This window comes from Alteromonas sp. D210916BOD_24 (assembly GCF_047159385.1).
Classification (GTDB): Bacteria; Pseudomonadota; Gammaproteobacteria; order Enterobacterales; family Alteromonadaceae; genus Alteromonas.
Genome location: NZ_AP038333.1, coordinates 3627597 through 3644443 on the forward strand (window position 1 = coordinate 3627597; position 16847 = coordinate 3644443).

14 protein-coding genes are annotated in these 16847 nt (G+C 45.4%); 7 read left to right on the forward strand and 7 right to left on the reverse strand.

The genetic code is table 11. The features are described 5' to 3' along the window. Position 1: 1 nt before the first annotated feature. The 4 genes from ACMCM8_RS15730 to ACMCM8_RS15745 form a co-directional block, all read right to left on the reverse strand. Entirely contained in the window at positions 2-1159 is a 1158-nt protein-coding gene (locus tag ACMCM8_RS15730) for an NAD(P) transhydrogenase subunit alpha (protein WP_412723532.1), read from the reverse strand. Positions 1160-1714: 555 nt separating this feature from the next. After that, complete coding sequence (locus tag ACMCM8_RS15735; RefSeq protein WP_412723533.1) at positions 1715-3124, reverse strand: DUF2271 domain-containing protein; 1410 nt, start codon at positions 3122-3124, stop codon at positions 1715-1717. Beyond that, positions 3121-4020, reverse strand: coding sequence for a calcium-binding protein (locus ACMCM8_RS15740; protein WP_412723534.1), 900 nt, complete (start codon positions 4018-4020; stop codon positions 3121-3123). The genes ACMCM8_RS15735 and ACMCM8_RS15740 overlap by 4 nt, the downstream gene beginning before the upstream one ends. A gap of 27 nt (positions 4021-4047) precedes the next feature. Further along, positions 4048-4842, reverse strand: a complete 795-nt coding sequence (locus ACMCM8_RS15745) for a DUF4198 domain-containing protein (RefSeq protein ID WP_412723535.1) — start codon at positions 4840-4842, stop codon at positions 4048-4050. Positions 4843-5164: 322 nt separating this feature from the next. Here ACMCM8_RS15745 and ACMCM8_RS15750 point away from each other — a divergent pair, with 322 nt between their 5' ends. From ACMCM8_RS15750 to ACMCM8_RS15770, 5 genes are all read left to right on the forward strand, one after another. Continuing rightward, a complete protein-coding gene (locus ACMCM8_RS15750; RefSeq protein WP_412723536.1) occupies positions 5165-7492 on the forward strand; it encodes a TonB-dependent hemoglobin/transferrin/lactoferrin family receptor in 2328 nt (775 codons plus the stop codon). A gap of 307 nt (positions 7493-7799) precedes the next feature. Continuing rightward, positions 7800-8540 (forward strand): hypothetical protein, encoded by a 741-nt coding sequence (locus ACMCM8_RS15755; RefSeq protein ID WP_412723537.1) that lies wholly within the window; start codon positions 7800-7802, stop codon positions 8538-8540. Between the two features lie 127 nt (positions 8541-8667). Beyond that, positions 8668-9042, forward strand: a complete 375-nt coding sequence (locus tag ACMCM8_RS15760) for a PadR family transcriptional regulator (RefSeq protein ID WP_412723538.1) — start codon at positions 8668-8670, stop codon at positions 9040-9042. After that, positions 9035-9616 (forward strand): HAAS signaling domain-containing protein, encoded by a 582-nt coding sequence (locus ACMCM8_RS15765; protein ID WP_412723539.1) that lies wholly within the window; start codon positions 9035-9037, stop codon positions 9614-9616. The genes ACMCM8_RS15760 and ACMCM8_RS15765 overlap by 8 nt, the downstream gene beginning before the upstream one ends. Further along, a complete protein-coding gene (locus ACMCM8_RS15770; RefSeq protein WP_412723540.1) occupies positions 9609-10778 on the forward strand; it encodes a metallophosphoesterase in 1170 nt (389 codons plus the stop codon). The genes ACMCM8_RS15765 and ACMCM8_RS15770 overlap by 8 nt, the downstream gene beginning before the upstream one ends. 77 nt (positions 10779-10855) lie before the next feature. Here the strand turns inward: ACMCM8_RS15770 and ppiC are convergent, their stop codons facing one another. Continuing rightward, on the reverse strand, positions 10856-11137 hold the full coding sequence (gene ppiC, locus ACMCM8_RS15775) for a peptidylprolyl isomerase PpiC (RefSeq protein ID WP_412723541.1): 282 nt from the start codon (positions 11135-11137) through the stop codon (positions 10856-10858). A gap of 305 nt (positions 11138-11442) precedes the next feature. Between ppiC and ACMCM8_RS15780 the strand changes: the two genes are divergently transcribed. After that, positions 11443-11949 (forward strand): YgjV family protein, encoded by a 507-nt coding sequence (locus ACMCM8_RS15780; protein ID WP_412723542.1) that lies wholly within the window; start codon positions 11443-11445, stop codon positions 11947-11949. Here the strand turns inward: ACMCM8_RS15780 and ACMCM8_RS15785 are convergent. Together ACMCM8_RS15785 and ACMCM8_RS15790 are read right to left on the reverse strand one after the other, a co-directional pair. Further along, entirely contained in the window at positions 11946-12905 is a 960-nt protein-coding gene (locus ACMCM8_RS15785; protein ID WP_412723543.1) for a family 43 glycosylhydrolase, read from the reverse strand. The genes ACMCM8_RS15780 and ACMCM8_RS15785 overlap by 4 nt on opposite strands. A 129-nt stretch (positions 12906-13034) precedes the next feature. Beyond that, positions 13035-14285 (reverse strand): serine hydrolase domain-containing protein, encoded by a 1251-nt coding sequence (locus ACMCM8_RS15790; protein ID WP_412723544.1) that lies wholly within the window; start codon positions 14283-14285, stop codon positions 13035-13037. 253 nt (positions 14286-14538) lie between these two features. Here ACMCM8_RS15790 and ACMCM8_RS15795 point away from each other — a divergent pair, with 253 nt between their 5' ends. Continuing rightward, positions 14539-16815: a winged helix-turn-helix domain-containing protein gene (locus tag ACMCM8_RS15795; protein ID WP_412723545.1), complete on the forward strand. Its 2277-nt coding sequence runs from the start codon at positions 14539-14541 to the stop codon at positions 16813-16815. Positions 16816-16847: the final 32 nt, after the last annotated feature.

Here is a 16847-nt window from a genome sequence, read left to right on the forward strand (position 1 = left end):
ACTACGCTCCCTTGTACGCGTTAAGTAGCATAGAGTTAGTGACCTGCCCTTGATGAGTGATAACGCACCCAGCAAGAATATCGTCTTCTAAATCAAGTCTGAATGATTGACTTTCTTCGTCAAAAAACTCTTCAATTAGGTTGTATATATTGTTGGCATACATATCTGTGGCGGCCTTGGCCACATATTGACTCCAATAGCCATTTCCAATCACCTTCACGCCATTTATTTCAACGGTCTTTCCGGCCTCAGAACCTTCCACATTGCCACCGCTTGTCGCAGCCATATCAACCACTACACTGCCCGGTTTCATTAGCGAAAGGGTTTCTTTTGCAATAAGAACAGGTGGCCGACGGCCAAACAATTGGGCGGTGGTAATCACAATATCTGAATCTGCAATTGCGTCGCGCTGCGCCTCTTGCTGTTTCGCTTTTTGTTCATCGGTTAGCTCTTTCGCATAACCATCTTTGGTCTGCCCTGTCTCACCAATATCTATTTTTAGAAATTTTCCACCAAGCGATTCCACTTGTTCTGCAACAACTGGTCGGGTGTCGTATGCAAGCACATTTGCACCAAGGCGCTTTGCAGTAGCAATAGCCTGAAGACCCGCTACGCCTGCGCCAATAACAAATACCTTGGCAGGTTTGATGGTACCTGAGGGCGTCATCATCATAGGTAAAATTGAAGGTAATAGATTAGCTGCCTGCATTACCATCACATAGCCAGCCAAACTCGCTTGCGAGCTAAGAGCATCCATCTTCTGAGCACGAGAAGAACGAGGAATCATTTCAACAGAAATGGCGGTAAGTTCCCGCTGGGCGATGGATTCAATCAAACTTTGCTGGAAAAAAGGATCCAGATGGCCAATCACTACGGCCCCTTTTTTCATCAATGATAGTTGCTCGTCAGTGGGTCTATTTACTGCTATCAACATATCTGCAGATGATAGCGACGCATTCACATCATTTATAACCCCAGCCCCCACTTCTTCGTATTCTTTATCTGAATACCCTGAGTGGAGCCCAGCTCCCGTTTCCAGTGCTAATGATACACCTTTTTTGACGAGTCGCTGTGCACTCGCAGGGGTAATTGCACAACGTCGCTCCACTTTATTCAGTAGATCTGGCGTCTTAGATTCATTCAAAATTATGATTTTCACTCGCATCTCCTTACCTTCTTGCTCTTTCGAGAATGACACCCTTTGTTTACGCCAAAGCTATTTTATTCGCTTATGCCCACCATTCCCCACCAGAATAAAAACGTACAAATGCAACACTCACATTTATTTTTAAACTCAACAATCTTGGTAAACGGGCTATTTTTCGACCTAAAACGTTGCAAAGCTACGCTATTAAGACATACATCACTAGTATCATTTACTTACGAGACATAACTTTTATTTATAAAGAAATACATATAAATGATAAATGATACCTATAAACTATCATACACACTGTGAATAGCCCCCAATCTGCACACTTTTCAACCAACCGTAAAGGTCTGTAATGTATATAATTGCTCGACGCTGAAGATATCACTGAGTTGTCAGAAGGATGGGGAAGGCGAAGGTTATGCAGCTCCGTTCTTATTAGAGCAGCAAGAAAAAAAAGAAATGGAAAAAGGCAGAATAACCGCAAGTCAATGGAATACTCCACTGACGAATACGGCTAATCGCCTTTTCGTTGTGCTTGTCTATTAATCACTGCTGAGAGGTTTAAAGCGAATCAGACGATGTCGTTAAACTGATCTCGCCAATCTCGCCGGACCCTTTTATTACAAGAGGGTTGGCCAGCGATTGTAAACTGAAAGGTATTTTTTCAACACTACGGCCACCGTGCTCTCGGGCCACTTCGACATTGAACACCAGATCAACAGAAGTCACCTCACGTCCAAAATCGTCCTTGCCATCCCAACTAAGATGTAAGGGAGTATTCTTTTGCGTAGCACCTGCAAAGCCATCGATCAGTGCCTGATTTTTCCTTCCAATTCTGCGCCACCATGTGCGAAGTTCCTGTAACCAACGCTCACTATTACCTCGCAGAGCAAGACTTTTGATAAGTCGATTCTTATTGTCACTGATCCACACACTGACATAAGGCCCACGATAATCGGCAATATTAAAATGAGGCAAAGACACCGTGGCGTGTAAAAGTGGCTGAGCGCTTTCTTCATGACTGCCGCTTGAGACTTCATAAGAAAAGCGTTCACTGGTATAAACCCGGCCGTTTTCATCACTTAACTTTAATTCAATATCTGGCAATGCGTTGACCACTGCGATGGATTGCTGTGCCGTTTTGGTCGCTGCATAATGAGCCAGCAACTCCGAATCAAAAGCGTGTGGTGCAATTACTAACGTCTGGAATTGCGAACTTGCCCACCCATCACTGTGGCTGATGACACCCTTTTCTACTGACACGCCTTTTACTGAAGAGAAGGCCGGCTGCTGCCATGGTCGAAGATGTACAACGGCATTATTTTGTATTGTCATCCTCTCGCCGGCCACATCAGCGTTCCAAATGGCATTAGACACTGAAAAATGTGTTTGAATGTCGTCTGCACTAATGTGGAATGATTCCATTTTCAATGATCGCAAGTACGCGTCAACTCGCTCCACCACCAATGATGAAGCATACTCAGATAAATCCCATTGAATGGGAGCACTAAAAGCCAGTGTATTACTTTGGGAAAATTCAACTTCTGCGATGCGTGCGACCCGTGCTAACCGCCGCACTTCTCTGCGCGACAAGGCGTGTTTTCCCTCGACGTAGTCTCCCCAATAGCGATAAAGCGCCCCATTGCGACAGCTTATATTCCCTTCCGTTTTAGCAAACCAACTTTCACATCGCTTTAAAGCATTGAATAGCCATGGAGTAAGCTGTCCTTGGTAAGACTGATTTAATAACGCCAGCTCACTGCTGTGGTTATTCCTATCTAAGGTAGCGTAGGTTTCATTGATCACGCCCTCAATATAGCGCTGTTGTTCAACAGACAATTCCTGCTGGCCATTAATAGTAATAACCGGGTTTGCCTTACCTTTTGCCGCGGGAAACACGTATGACTTTGCTTGTAAACTAAAGCTAGTGGCAGTGACCACTAGCAATACAATCCAGCGAATTCCCATCATTCACTAACTTTAGCTGTCGCATTTGTCGCCTGCTGTCTTTCGCGAGGCGCAGGAGCAGGATCGTCAAGAGTCAGATATCCGTCGCCATTCGTGTCATAACGATGAAACGCATTAAACCCCGATACCATGTACTCAGAAAACGTCATCTTGCCATCTTCGTCAGTATCTAATACGCCAAAGCGCACATAGGTTTGTTTGATTTGGCCTTGATGGGTTTTCTCGATTTGCGCATCTAGTCTGTCTTCAAATTCAAGGACATATTCTTGCTCGGTTAGTTTATCGTCACTGTTTTCGTCAGTGCGCTGGAATTGGGTTTGTCGAACGCTGTAGAACTCTTCTTTTGTGACTGTCTCGTCACCATTTTGATCGTATAGTGCTACAAATCCTTTGATATTGTGACTCGTAGGCATACGCAACATGGGGCGCTGGACTAATTCGGGTTTATCATCTTTGTTTTGCTCTGAATTAGCACGGCGAGGCTTAGGCTCTGGATCGCCAAGGGCAATGACACCGTCTTTATCACTGTCCATCCGCGCAAAACTGCGCTCACCTACAGCGTTCACTTCATCCATAGTAATAAATTCATCGTCGTTGCTATCAACGGCGTGAAAGCGAATATGCGTCTGCTTCACTGAGGCCTTTCTGTCCTCTGCTAAGCGACTTTCCATTTTCCCTTCCCATTCGTAAACGTATTCGCTTTCGTCTAGAACGCCATCTTGGTTCTTATCTGACGCATTAAAGCGAGCGCGGCGTGCATCGACAAATTCTTCCAGTGGAAGTGACTCGTCCTTGTTTAAATCGTAGGTAAGAATAATACCGCTGGCACTGTGTGGAGCGGCACATACTACAGAGCTGAAACACACGGCTGACAAGATTGCGAGGCTGATTTTTTTCATTATAACTATCTCCCGATTAGCATTTAATTAGTACGCTTCAAATGAAAGGGTCGTGGTATAGCTGAAGGTCGGCACTTGTGCCTCTTTGGGCGCGTCGGTGCGAAGGCGAACTTGCATCAGATAAACATCCTGCGCTTTGGGCGTGAAGTTAGCGTGCCCTTTATCGTTAGTTGTCACTTTATCCACGTCGGATTCTTCTGTAAACTGATCTTTCCCCTGATAAATAGCCACTTCATGCGACGCCACAGGCTGACCATTGAACAGAACTTTGAACTCAAACCCTTCGTTTGCAAACAGGCTGTTAGGGTGGTTAACCGGCACAATTTCAAGCCCTTCGTTGCGAGGCGCTAGCGCTAGTTCAGTGGGCCCCTTATGGGTTACATAGCTAGTGGCAAATGTTACGGACTGAAAATGCTCGGTTAACACCGCGCCTTCTGGTAAAGGTTTTTCGTTACCTCGCATAGAGCCTCGCTCACCGTCTTTTTCGTAAACCCGAAAAATAGCCCCCATGCGCTTTCCGGTTGAAAACTGGTAGGTGCCTTCTTCTTTCAAGGTATGCTCAAGGACGTTACGGGTAGAAAGGTTCACAACCTCGTCTACACCCACCGTCTTACCACTTGGTGTCACCACTTCAAAAGACGCATTGGAAATAGCCGCTTCTGGAACGAAAAATTGCTCTGCGAATGACGCATCCAGGGTCACTTTACCCCCTCTCACGGGTTCAAACTGAAGAGGTTTGACGTAAGCAACGTGCCCCAAAGCCGCACCACTAAAGCAGCTCGCAAGTAGGATATTTAGACTAATGAGCGTGTGTTTTTTCATCGTTTTTTCAATTCTAATTGTGTAAAAGTGAAATCATACTATTGCAAATGATAATTGTTATCAATAGTATTAAGATCAATTTTGACACAATGAAGTGACAAAAAGTCGTTTTGACAGGCGCGATAAACCATTAGAAAAACCGATATTAGCCTTGGCAATCTGGAAGCTTAGCGTTGATACAAACACAGGTAATGGCGTGATCTCATCCACGTGTGAATCTCAACTACCCTGACTTTGCACTAATTTAGGAGTGAACCACGTCATTCACCGACACCACTTAAATACAAATCATTTGCACTTTTATTACATACTGGAAAGAACAATGAAATTTAAACTATCCATGGTCGCTATTTCTCTGGGCTGTGCGCTAACACTCCCAGCACTTGCTCAACAAACGGAACTCGCCGTTACTCAAGCAGAAAGCGAAGAAACACTAACGACTACAGTCGAAACGGTACTGGACGCGGAAACTCTGTCAAAACGCTCAATTACGAATATCGAAGACACTGCACGTTATATTCCTGGCGTACAGGTTAATGACACAGGTAACCGTTTTGGCAATGACGGGTTTAACATTCGCGGTCTAGAAGGTGATGCGGTGGCTGTCACTGTGGATGGCGTTATGCAGGGCGAAACACTCAATCCAAGTACGTTTGCTGCATACGGCATGTATGGTTCTAGCCGTGGTGAAGTGGAAATTGAACATGTTAAAGCCGTAACAATTACCAAAGGCCCAAGCGCAGTGGCGCAAGGCCCAGGCTCACTGGCAGGCTCGGTAACCTATGTGACCCACGACGCGTCGGACTTTCTTCCTGCCAATGGCGATGCCACGGGATTGAAATTAAAAACGGGGTTTGATGGGCGCTCAGACGAATGGCTTATTCACGGCACAATTGCCAATCGCAGTGGCCAACTCGAATCACTGCTGCAGTACACCATGCGTGACAGCAGCGAGACCGAAGCGCACGGCAATGGCGTGAATGTTGATGGCGCAGAAAGGGGTCAAGCTGACCCAATGGACAATCAAGTCGACGCTGTACTGATTAAACTTGCTTACCAACTTTCAGAAGATCAACAATTTGGTGTCGTCTATGAGAAAACAGACAGAGAAACCAATGGTAAGCCCCTATCTCGAGAAAGTAGTACCTATTATGGTTTTTACACTAACGATGAAAATAATCGCGAACGTATAGGCCTATTCTACAATCAAGACAACCTGGATTTGGCCATCGCTGACAGTGTTGATATTACAGCGAATTACCAAGAACTGTTTTCTTCAGGCGTTACCAACTTTTTATATGTGAGTGGCCAAAGCGATCCCATCCTGCGTTCTGAGGACAGAAATTTTAGTCAGGATTTATTTAGCATCAATGTGGATTTGGCGAAATCGATCAACGGCGATTTAAATCACGAGATTATCTATGGTCTTAGCTACCAGAAAACTGACGCAAAAGCAGTGATGTTTGATCGCCGCTATGCGGGTGAAACTAAGGACGCCCCTATTTTAGATGGTTATCCTATTCGCGATCAAAGCTTTGTACCAGAGTCAGAAAAAACCCTCTTTACTGCCTATCTTGCAGATACTGTTACGTTAAGTGAGCAACTAAGCATTAACGCAGGCCTTCGTTACGACACGACCGAATATACACCTACTGTCGATAGCACCTTCTCAGATCCTACCGGACTGAGCATTTCCGACAGTAAATTCAGTGCCGTGGTCGGTGAAATTGGGGCAACTTATACATTTGCAAAAGGCCACTCAGTCAACGCTCGCATTGCGCAAGGCTATCAGGCCCCCACCCTTCAGAGTCTTTATTTTGGTACCAACTCGGGTGACGAGGTGACGGACATGATCACCGGCGATACGTATATCGATTTAGATCGCATTGCCAATGGTGATTTAGACGCACAAGAGTCAACCAACTATGAAATTACCTATACTGGCACTTTTGACAAGGGCAGTGTGAGTGTATCGGTATTTAGAACCGACTATACCAATATGATCCAGGACGAAACGTATTCCACGCCATACGGGACAGAAGTCACGCAACAACAGTGCAGCCGTTTTGGATGTGAAATTGTAGTCAGTACAGAAGATGTATTTACCCAGCCACAGAATACAGGTGAAATTACTGTTGATGGTATTGAATTAACCGCATCTTATGACTTTACTAACAATATTCGCGGCCAACTGGCCTATACGGCACTTGACGGCACTTACGATACCGCTTCAAGCTTCAATGATGCAGGCGATGACCTTGAAACTATCTCTCCTGACACTGGCACAGTTACATTAGCGTATGTGTCTGACAGCAGAGATTGGGGCGCTGAGCTTATCGCCATAGTGAGCAAAGGTGTGGATGAGAGTACTCAGACCAGCTTTACCGCACTTAACAACGGTCAAGGGCCTGCCTATACGCCAAGCGGTTATGCTGTATTTGACTTAACGGCCTATTATGACATGACGGAAAACCTTCGCTTCACCGCAGCGATTTACAATATTACTGACAAAGAATATTACCGCTGGGAAGTGTTAAACAGTGTGCGCGCTGGCACCGGTGGTTTCTTTGGTGGTGTCAGTAGTGATGGCTACCAGCGCTTCTCAGAGCCAGGTAGAAGTATCAGTGCCTACGTAACTTATCAGTTCTAAACCCGTAAGGTTATAACTGTAGTATCGCAACACGAAATAGGGCGTAACTGGGTGTTACGCCTTATTTCTTTTTGCTTTTGCCCTTAATGGTTAATGAGAAATGATGACCCCGCCGCAAATCCAAACGCTTTGTTAATACCTCGCGTACGACACGTTTTTATCAAATACGCAGTGTGCTATTTACCCTCTGTCGTTCTTTTTGCACTACCATTCAAAGTAAAAGAGAAGCTCACTCGCGCTTTTGCTCTTCACACCTTACAATGTCAGCGTAATTCACCCCACGCACATGCGATAAGGCCAGGCAGTTATGATTGAAAAAAAGTCGCAGATACGTTCATCCATTTTATGGATCCTTTCGCTTTTCTCGTGGGTATTTTACCTCTCTACAGCTCAGGCGATAGAAGCGGGCCAATATTACTACTTCATATCAGACAAGTGTGTAGCCAAAGGCCCACAAACACCGCAAGCGCGCGGAGCGGTAACCCCTGATCTCATGTTGTTTGAAGTCATACCGGCAGGGATTAGCGATTATTATGTCAATATGAACACCAACGCCCTTGTGCATTACACCCCAGATGGTCATAAGCGACTGACAGATTATGAAAGTAAGCAGGCTTACACTGCAGGCAAAAGCATGGCAAGTAACCTAAAAAGCCACGCTGTAGATGGCGCGATTATTCACCATGACTTTATGCTTCAACGAGAAGCCATTGACCTGCCCACCTTAATTGAAGCACTCAATAGCTTTTCACAGCTGCAAACTGATAAAGGGTACTTTTTTAAAACGCTGGTTGGCCTTTCTGATCCTAATGCAAAGTTTAAAGCCATAACTCGCGTACGCCTTACCGATAACGGTATTGCTAACCGTTTGTTGTTAAACGACTACACCAGTGAATACTACTTGCTCGATGCAAATGGCAAAGCCGCTAGGGCCCCTTTTATCAAGGTCGATCACAGTGTGGCACTTCGCCGCGATATTCACCCAGCAGAAAGCCCCTTTACCCGCTATACCCAACATGCGGTATGCGCTGAGAAGTGGGCACCTTAGCCACCAGCGAAACACTTTCTTACAAGTTCTTCCCGCCCCACGCGCGAACAATATTTGAGCTACCCGCTAAAGCTTGCTATAACCATATACTATGTATTACATAGTATAAGGTTATACAGGCATATATATGACAGAAAGTCGCGATCAAAATGCAAAATGGGATGCCCAATTGCGCAAGGGGACTTTAGAGCTCGCGGTCCTGGCGGCGCTCGAGCATCAAGCTAAATACGGACTTGAACTGCTGAATTATTTTCGCACCTTCGACACCATGCAACTGACCGAGGGAACACTTTACCCTTTACTCGACCGCCTCAAAAGAGAAGGTGCGTTGTCAGCAAGCTGGCAACAAGAAGGCGAACAACGACCGCGTAAATACTACGCCTTAACCGATAACGGACATCAAAAATTACACCAATTGAGAGACCGCTGGCAGCGTTCAGTGACAGACCTACAACAGCTTTTAAACATCCCACCGACAATGGAAGGCCAAGCGAATGAGTGAACGGAAAAAGATTAGACAGTACCTGGATAACCTTCAACGCTACCTGACGCCTCTTGATACATTTGAAGCTCAGGAAGTGATTAGAGAAATTGAATCACATATTTACGATGTTATTGATGAAATTGAGATGAAAGGCGAAACGGCAGACGTGGATGAAATCCTCACCCGACTTGGACCACCACGCGCATTGGGACAGCAATATGTCGGTCATATTCAGCATGGCAATCCACCTCCAGAAGGCTTTAAAGCGCTTACTCTGATGAAAAAGGGGCTATCACGTTCAGTCTATTACGGCTTGATGTGTTTCGGTTATACCTTTGGCGTGGGCCTTATTGCGTTAGCGTTTGCCAATTTGATCATTCCAAATGGGATTGCTATTTGGACAGAGGCAAACGGAAATAGCGTAGTCATTGGTATGTTGGACAACCCCATTATCGCCGAGCAGACAAAAGGGGTATTTCAAAGCTTCTGGATAACACCAATTGCCTTGGTTGCAGGCTATTTATTGCTGCTTACTACGCACAAGATACTGAAGTTCATTAGTCCGTTTTCAAAAGGCATACATCATGGTTAGGTTTTTCTTTCGCCCCTTGGGTTACTTTCTTGTGGTGTCGGTAGTGCTAATATCCATTGCCGCACTGGTTGGCTATTCTCAACATGCCAGCGTGAATTTAGGTGACGCCCCCTTAGCATACAAAGTCGGCGGTGAGGGTCCTTATGTTTTTTTCGAAAAGGACGCTGTGTCAGTAAGTTATATTAGGGGAACCCGAGACGATGGCTTTTTTGTAGAAAAGCAGATCTATAATTCACATCAAGCTATTGATGCACAGGTTTATTTCCCTTTAGACGATAGCCATTTCGACGTACAGATAAAGCCGCTTTCTCCCGTTCCAGAAAGTCTTTACGAGACCGACGCGCCTATTCTGGCCATATCCGATTTAGAAGGAAATTATCGTACTTTTAGAGATTTTTTAATCGCTCATCACGTAATTACTGAAGACCTTCGCTGGCAGTTTGGTGAAGGCCATCTGGTATTGGTTGGTGATATGGTGGACCGAGGCTTTTCTACCACACAACTGTTGTGGCTTATCTACAAACTTGAACAAGAAGCAGAACACGCTGGGGGGAAAGTTCACTTTATTGTTGGTAATCATGAAATCAAAAACATGCAAGGCAACGTTAAATCTGCGGCCAACAAATATATCCCAATAGCAGGTTTTTTGGGTAAAGCATCCTCAGACTTATTGGGAAAAGATGCCTATCTCGGTCGCTGGCTGGCTACGAAAAACACCATTGAACGCATTAACGGTCATTTGTTCGTACACGGCGGTATTCACCCCGAACTAGTAGAACAAAAACTGACTCTTGAAAAAATTAATACTCTGAACCGACAATACTATCGCCGTATGTATTATCCTGGCCTTGCGGATGAAAAAACCTCTTTGGTCCTTTCTACACAAAACGGACCCGCGTGGTACAGAGGGTATTTTAAGGGTGAAGTAGATGAAACCGCGTTTTCAAATACCTTAGCATTCTATCAAGCCACTTCTATGACGGTTGGTCACACCATTCAGTTTAAGGTTAGTAGCCATTTTAATAACCGCCTGTTTGCCATTGATGTAAAACACCCCAACGACTACCGAACAAGTATTCCGTTTAAGCGATCAGAAGGACTGTTAATTAATGGCGATAGCTACTACCGCCTACTCGACGATGGAGAAAAGATTCCCCTTTAATTAGGGGGATGCTGTTCTTTGGTGTATGGATTTTGATTGAAACGAAAGCCAATTGATCGCGAACCAGCCCTGTTGCACTAGCCATTGCGATATAGGGTTTTGATTAGGTGGTAGCCAAAACGGGTTTTCACAGGACCGTGCACCTTTAAAATTTCTTTTTTAAATACCACATCATCGAACGGTTTTACCATTTGCCCGCGTCGGAATTCACCCAAATCTCCGCCTCGCTTGCCCGATGGACAGGTCGAATAGCGCTTTGCTAAGGCAGCAAAATTTTTACCTTTCTTGAGCTGCTCCAAAATCGAAAGGGCTTCCTTTTCTGTTTTTACCAGTATGTGAAGGGCCGCTGCTGTTGCCATTGATGCACCATTAAATAAAGAGTCACTAAAAAATAGGAAGTAAGGGTAGCTAACCCCATAGGATATGGTGGCGAGTATAGCGCATTAGGGAAGTTATCTCACAGTAGAAGATAGATAGGGTAAACCTTGCAACTGTTACTCTTCAATACGTTGAATTGGGCTCGCTATACTTTTACTATGTGTCATCAATCATCACCCTATGTGGGTTTAGCTAAACACAAGAGAAAACCTAATCCTTTTTTGGATAATAGCGGGATTGACTCTGTTAATTAATGGCTTAACCACAACACTTTACGTCTTTTATTTTGCTACCAGAATTTAATTTAGCCCAAGCAGTAGGCATGTTGAGCTTTGTCCTTGGTATTTTGTGTTTTTACCAACGCGACGATCAACACCTTCGTATCATGATGGTTATCATGAATTTAAATCACGCCGTGCATTTTGCATTGTTAGGTGCTGTGACCGCATGCCTGAGCGCGCTCCTGTCGGTATTGCGCACGGGGTTATCTATAAAAACCCGCTCACGCCCCGTTGGCTATCTGTTTATTGTGATCTCTTTTGCTCTAGGGGTGTATTTGTCGCATGACTGGTACGACTTATTTCCTATTTTAGGTACCTGTATTGGTACCTACGCCTTGTATTGTCTGTCGGGGATTGCCATGCGCGTGGCATTTTTATGTGGCGCGCTTTGCTGGCTTACCAACAATATTATCGTAGGCTCTATCGGCGGCACACTCTTAGAGGCCACTCTACTTGTGGTAAATAGCTATACCATATTTCGCCTTTATCGCGGGCAAAAAGTGTTGGGTTAACGATTGTTTAGCCTATGACCCACACCTTTTTCTGAGCGCTTTACGGGCACAATGGTACCGTCTTTATTGAAGTGCAAATACTCGGCAGCCACGTGACGTTGTCGACCACAATCAGAGTTGATATCCAGCCAACGGTGATAGAATAAAATCCATTGCCCTTTATATCCCACTATAGAATGGTGATTATTACTATTGGCTTCCTGCTCCATTATCTGCCCTTGATACGTCCAAGGCCCTGTCGGCGAGAGACTGGTGTAATAGGTCAATATGCGATTGTTTTCCGGCATAGTAAAGTAATACACTCCGTTGCGCTTAAATACCCAAGGACCTTCCATTTTTGGCTCATAGCCTCCCATATCCATTTTCTGCAATGGCCCTTTAACACGTAGCATATCGTCAGCCATTTCTACTACATGGTAGTCATACCCCTGTGCGTGCACATACAGATACGCTGTGCCATCATCGTCAATGAACAGGCTCGGATCGTTAGCATAAGGCGCAGTCCACAACGGCTTGCCAATCACATCTTTAAACGGTCCGGTAGGTGACTCACTTTCCGCAATACCAATGCCCATCCATTTGGTACTCTTGCTTGGACTTTCTCTGTCTTTGTGACCGGTACCCGCGGGAAACACCAAGTAGTACTTTCCATTTTTATAGGCCGCATCCGGTGCCCAGGCGTAATTATCGGCCCAGGAGACGTCGTCTACCGATAACACCGGACCATGATTTGTCCAGTTAACCAGATCGCTCGACGAAAACGCATACCAGTCTTTCATCCAAAAATCTTCCTGACACTCAAGGTCGTGAGACGTGTATAAATACATGCGTCCATCATTCCATACATGACCAGACGGGTCGGCCGTTCGCAAGCCTTCACCAAGGTTTAACGGGTTATTGCCCTTTGCGCCAAAAGCTAACAAGGCAAGCAGTACGCCAAGCGATTTGAGTTTCATCTTTAAAGCAGTCTCACATTGAACAGTTAACACCAAATTAACAGGGCGATAGGTTAGTCGCTATGGGTATAAAAAAATTATTGTTAATTGTTCAAATACGAAGCGCGCCAAGCCCCGCTCTCAAAACGACTACTGGCTTACAGAGGGGGCTGCCAATAGAGGCAATATGCGCTCTGCCACCAACTGCTGAGTGGCATCGTCCCGCTCGTGTGCGGTAACAACCACAATCAGGTCATAGTCTTGAACAAGCAATATATACATGCCTCCACCGCCTTGCGCTGAAAAGGCATAGTGCTTATTGCCGTCGTAGGAGAGATCTGTGCCCCAGAAATAAAAACCATAACCTTGGTTTGACACCAAGTCACCGCCTCCAAAGACTTCTTCGTCGCCAGTAAACAGTTGTCTGGTTGTAGCTTCTTTAAGGTAGGCCTCATCAATTAATTGTTCGCCCTTCCATTTTCCCTGGTTGCGAATAAGTAGACCTAACTTAAGCATGTCTCTTGAAGTAATACTGACTTCCCACCCCGCCTCAGGTAAACCACTTGGCGCTGTACGCCAGTCGTATTGCGTAATACCGAGCTTGGCGAAGAGCTCTTTGTCGATAAACGCCGATGCAGAACCGGGTACAACGGCATCAATGACCTGCATCACAAACTGAGGACCAACACCGTATTTGAAGACTTGACTCGCATCAAGGATCGGTGCGCTATCTTCTAAAATCGCCTGAATTTCTCCCTGCCCCTTTATCCGGGCTAAATCAGCGCGAATCGCATCGAAACCCTGTTCACTTATCTTCACCCCTGTGGTCATCGTAAGCGCGTGACGTAGTGTAATTTTGTCCGCACCATCGACCAGTGAATGCTTATCCATCTCTTTTAAAAAACTGATCACTGGTTTATCCAAGTCGCTCATAGAGAGGTAGCCTAGCTGGATCGCACGCCCCAATACTAACGAGGTATAACTTTTTACCGCTGATGACTGAGGGTGAGGTAAGTCTACTCGTCCCCGTTTGTAATACGATTCAAATACCAAAGCGCCGTTTTTAGCAATCAACATACTGTCGTAATTACCGTGCTCACCTTTTGCTATCTCTTCAGCCAGTTCTACCAGACGCGCATCGTCAACGCCTGCCTTGGTAGCACTACTCACCAAAATACCATCTGCTAAGTCGATGGGCGATGTGCTTAAATAAGGTTCAGACAGTTCCTCTATATCCCTAAAACGCTTTTCAATTTCCGGCATTCGCCAATGCGTGATCATTGCCTCTTCTTGACTGGCAGTGGGAAGCACGCTTTGACTTTGCGCGGCATACGCAGACAGCGTAAAAACCACGCCGATTGTGCAGAACATAATAGCAATAGTGCTTTTTTTGTTTTTCATGAACTTACTTTTTCCTTGTTGTACTCACCTGCTCAGTTGCCTATGAACCAAGCCAGATACGGGTTAATAATTAGCGACGGTTTACGCTATCCCGCCCTTAAGAAAGAGACATGAAAAAAGCCTGACTTTTGGCTGATTTTTGCGTGTTGTTCAAACTCGTTATTCTTATCAACAGCTTATAGTGGTACGGTATGACCATTACAGAGAGTACCTAATAACAGAGAGCCCTGTTACACAGCGGATCAGAGATCGTATGACCGAACGATATTGGATTGGCGGCTTTTATGTTGATGTGTCGAGAAACCAAATAACACACAACAAACAAGTGCAAACACTTCCTCCTAAAGCATTGGAAGTGCTGACCTATTTAGCGAAGCACAAAGGCGAAGTGGTAAGCCAAGAAGACTTATTGAACTACGTATGGAAAGAGACAGTGGTCTCTCCCAATACTCTTCAGCGATGTATTGCGCAGTTGAGAAAAGCCTTTGGTGACAGTGGCAAAGCGCAGGGCTTTATCAAAACCCATGCGAAAAAAGGGTACAGCTTAGAAGCAGATATTCGCTGGCAAGAAACGGATGCTACCCACGCCGCGCTGCAAGGCCCAGACGTTAATGCTTGTGACTCAACGCCTCCCTCTTTTGAGAAGGAGGATGAAGAAGCCCGCCATCGAACTCATAAGACAACCAAGAACAAGCTAAAATTTAAACTCACCCTTATCCTCATAATATTGTCGCTTAGCCTGTTGCTTTACGGCGCATGGGTTAACGAAACCCCACTTTCACAAACGTCTGCTGATAGATTACACATTACCGATATCCGATTACTTACCTCTACCGATGACAGAGAACTTGCCAGCGCCTATTCGCCCGATGGTAAATTTATTGTTTTTCAGCGCTTTCCAGAAGTGATGTGCCAAAGCCATTTATGGGCAAAGCATATTGATACTCAACAAGAATTTCAGCTGACCCAATCCCTGGGCTCCTATGGTAGTTTAGCGTTTTCGCCCGACGGCAACACCCTGTCGTTTATTAAAGAAAACGACTGCTCGGCGCCGGTAGAACAGAAAACGTGTTATCACTTGCAGACCCTTGATTTTGCCAAAGCCCTCACCGCGCCGCAGTCGCCCCATACTCTTATGGAATGCAAGAGTTCCAAGATAAAAAACCCTGTCTGGATTGATGACGATATCATAGCATTATTGCAGAAGACACAGGGGCGATGGCGGCTCATTCGTTATGCTATAAGTCAAAACGACAGCGCACCTTTGTACGAAGTAGCAAACGGCAGTATTGTGTCTTTCGATTTCGCTGCGCGTGACAATACCCTTGCTCTGACCACAGTGCATGAAAAGGGCATACTTCATATTGAAAAGTTAAGTATTAACGGCGAATTACTTTCTAGCGCGCCTATCGACTACCAGGGTGTTATCCCACCCTATCATTATATCTACCCAAATATGTTGCCAGAACAAGATCACCTTGTTTTTAGTACCGGCAAGCAGCTTTTTACCATTGATTTCGAAGGCAACATTCATCGCATATCTATGCCACTGACCGACGCGATAGGGACACCACTATTCCACCCCTTTGAAAAGAAAATGCTGGCGATAAAGGGCCATTACGACAGTGACATTGTGGCGGTCCCTCTTGATCAATTTGCTAGGCATGATAGGCAGCTAAACGCGCACGTTAACACTAGCACAGCCAAGACGAATAACGTTGGTTATCATACGATTGTGCGTTCAATGAAAGAGGAAAACCGAGCGAAATACCAACCCAACGGTTCGCTGATTGCCTACTCTTCAGAAGGCGATGGTACATCTCAGGTATGGATCACTGATACACAAACACAAAACGCGACTTTGCCCTTTTCAGGAAAACCCTTTAGTCAGTTCCCTACCAATACCTATGTGCGCGATGTGCTATGGGCAGAAGACGGTAGAAGCATATTGATCAATGCGTCCTCTCAACTTAAACAACTCTATTTAGGGGAGATAGAGCATGATTTCGACATTGATCAAGAGTTCGCGCGTGACCAAGTTATCGAGCGTGGCATCGAACTTGGCTTTCCCGTACGCAATTTATTTGATTGGGATAGCAAGCAACAAACCGCACTTGCGAATATTCTGCACCAAGGCGTACTGACATTTGTAAGTATCGATCTTAGTACAGGTGCTTTCACCCGTCTTTCAGATAAGGCGGTCACGAGGGCGGTCAAAACCGACAGCGGCACACTCATTTTCACCGACGCAGAGGGACGGTTTTGGCAAGTGGGCAACATTGAAAATACACCCATTACGGCATTGGAACATCAGGGGAGCAACAGACATTTTATCGCTAAGGGCGATACGCTGTACGGCATTAACGATGAGTTTCAGTTGTGGCGATATACCCTTCCAAGCGGCGCATTTGAGTTACTTGGTCAACTGCCGGATACCGTTGACTACATAACCGACGTTAACGACGAGGCGATTTTACTTACGCTCAGGATAGCCGCGAGAAAAGATGTAGTGGAATTATCTATCAAGTAGGCGTACAAACCACTCTCTATTGAGCAGTTTAT

Excerpts from the sequence above, each read along its gene's own strand:
- ACMCM8_RS15770 (WP_412723540.1), top strand. The coding sequence starts at position 9,609 with ATGGTTAGGTTTTTCTTTCGCCCCTTGGGTTACTTTCTTGTGGTGTCG.
- ACMCM8_RS15740 (WP_412723534.1), bottom strand. The coding sequence starts at position 4,020 with ATGAAAAAAATCAGCCTCGCAATCTTGTCAGCCGTGTGTTTCAGCTCT.
- ACMCM8_RS15760 (WP_412723538.1), top strand. The coding sequence starts at position 8,668 with ATGACAGAAAGTCGCGATCAAAATGCAAAATGGGATGCCCAATTGCGC.
- ppiC (WP_412723541.1), bottom strand. The coding sequence starts at position 11,137 with ATGGCAACAGCAGCGGCCCTTCACATACTGGTAAAAACAGAAAAGGAA.
- ACMCM8_RS15790 (WP_412723544.1), bottom strand. The coding sequence starts at position 14,285 with ATGAAAAACAAAAAAAGCACTATTGCTATTATGTTCTGCACAATCGGC.
- ACMCM8_RS15795 (WP_412723545.1), top strand. The coding sequence starts at position 14,539 with ATGACCGAACGATATTGGATTGGCGGCTTTTATGTTGATGTGTCGAGA.
- ACMCM8_RS15745 (WP_412723535.1), bottom strand. The coding sequence starts at position 4,842 with ATGAAAAAACACACGCTCATTAGTCTAAATATCCTACTTGCGAGCTGC.
- ACMCM8_RS15750 (WP_412723536.1), top strand. The coding sequence starts at position 5,165 with ATGAAATTTAAACTATCCATGGTCGCTATTTCTCTGGGCTGTGCGCTA.
- ACMCM8_RS15755 (WP_412723537.1), top strand. The coding sequence starts at position 7,800 with ATGATTGAAAAAAAGTCGCAGATACGTTCATCCATTTTATGGATCCTT.
- ACMCM8_RS15735 (WP_412723533.1), bottom strand. The coding sequence starts at position 3,124 with ATGATGGGAATTCGCTGGATTGTATTGCTAGTGGTCACTGCCACTAGC.
- ACMCM8_RS15765 (WP_412723539.1), top strand. The coding sequence starts at position 9,035 with ATGAGTGAACGGAAAAAGATTAGACAGTACCTGGATAACCTTCAACGC.
- ACMCM8_RS15785 (WP_412723543.1), bottom strand. The coding sequence starts at position 12,905 with ATGAAACTCAAATCGCTTGGCGTACTGCTTGCCTTGTTAGCTTTTGGC.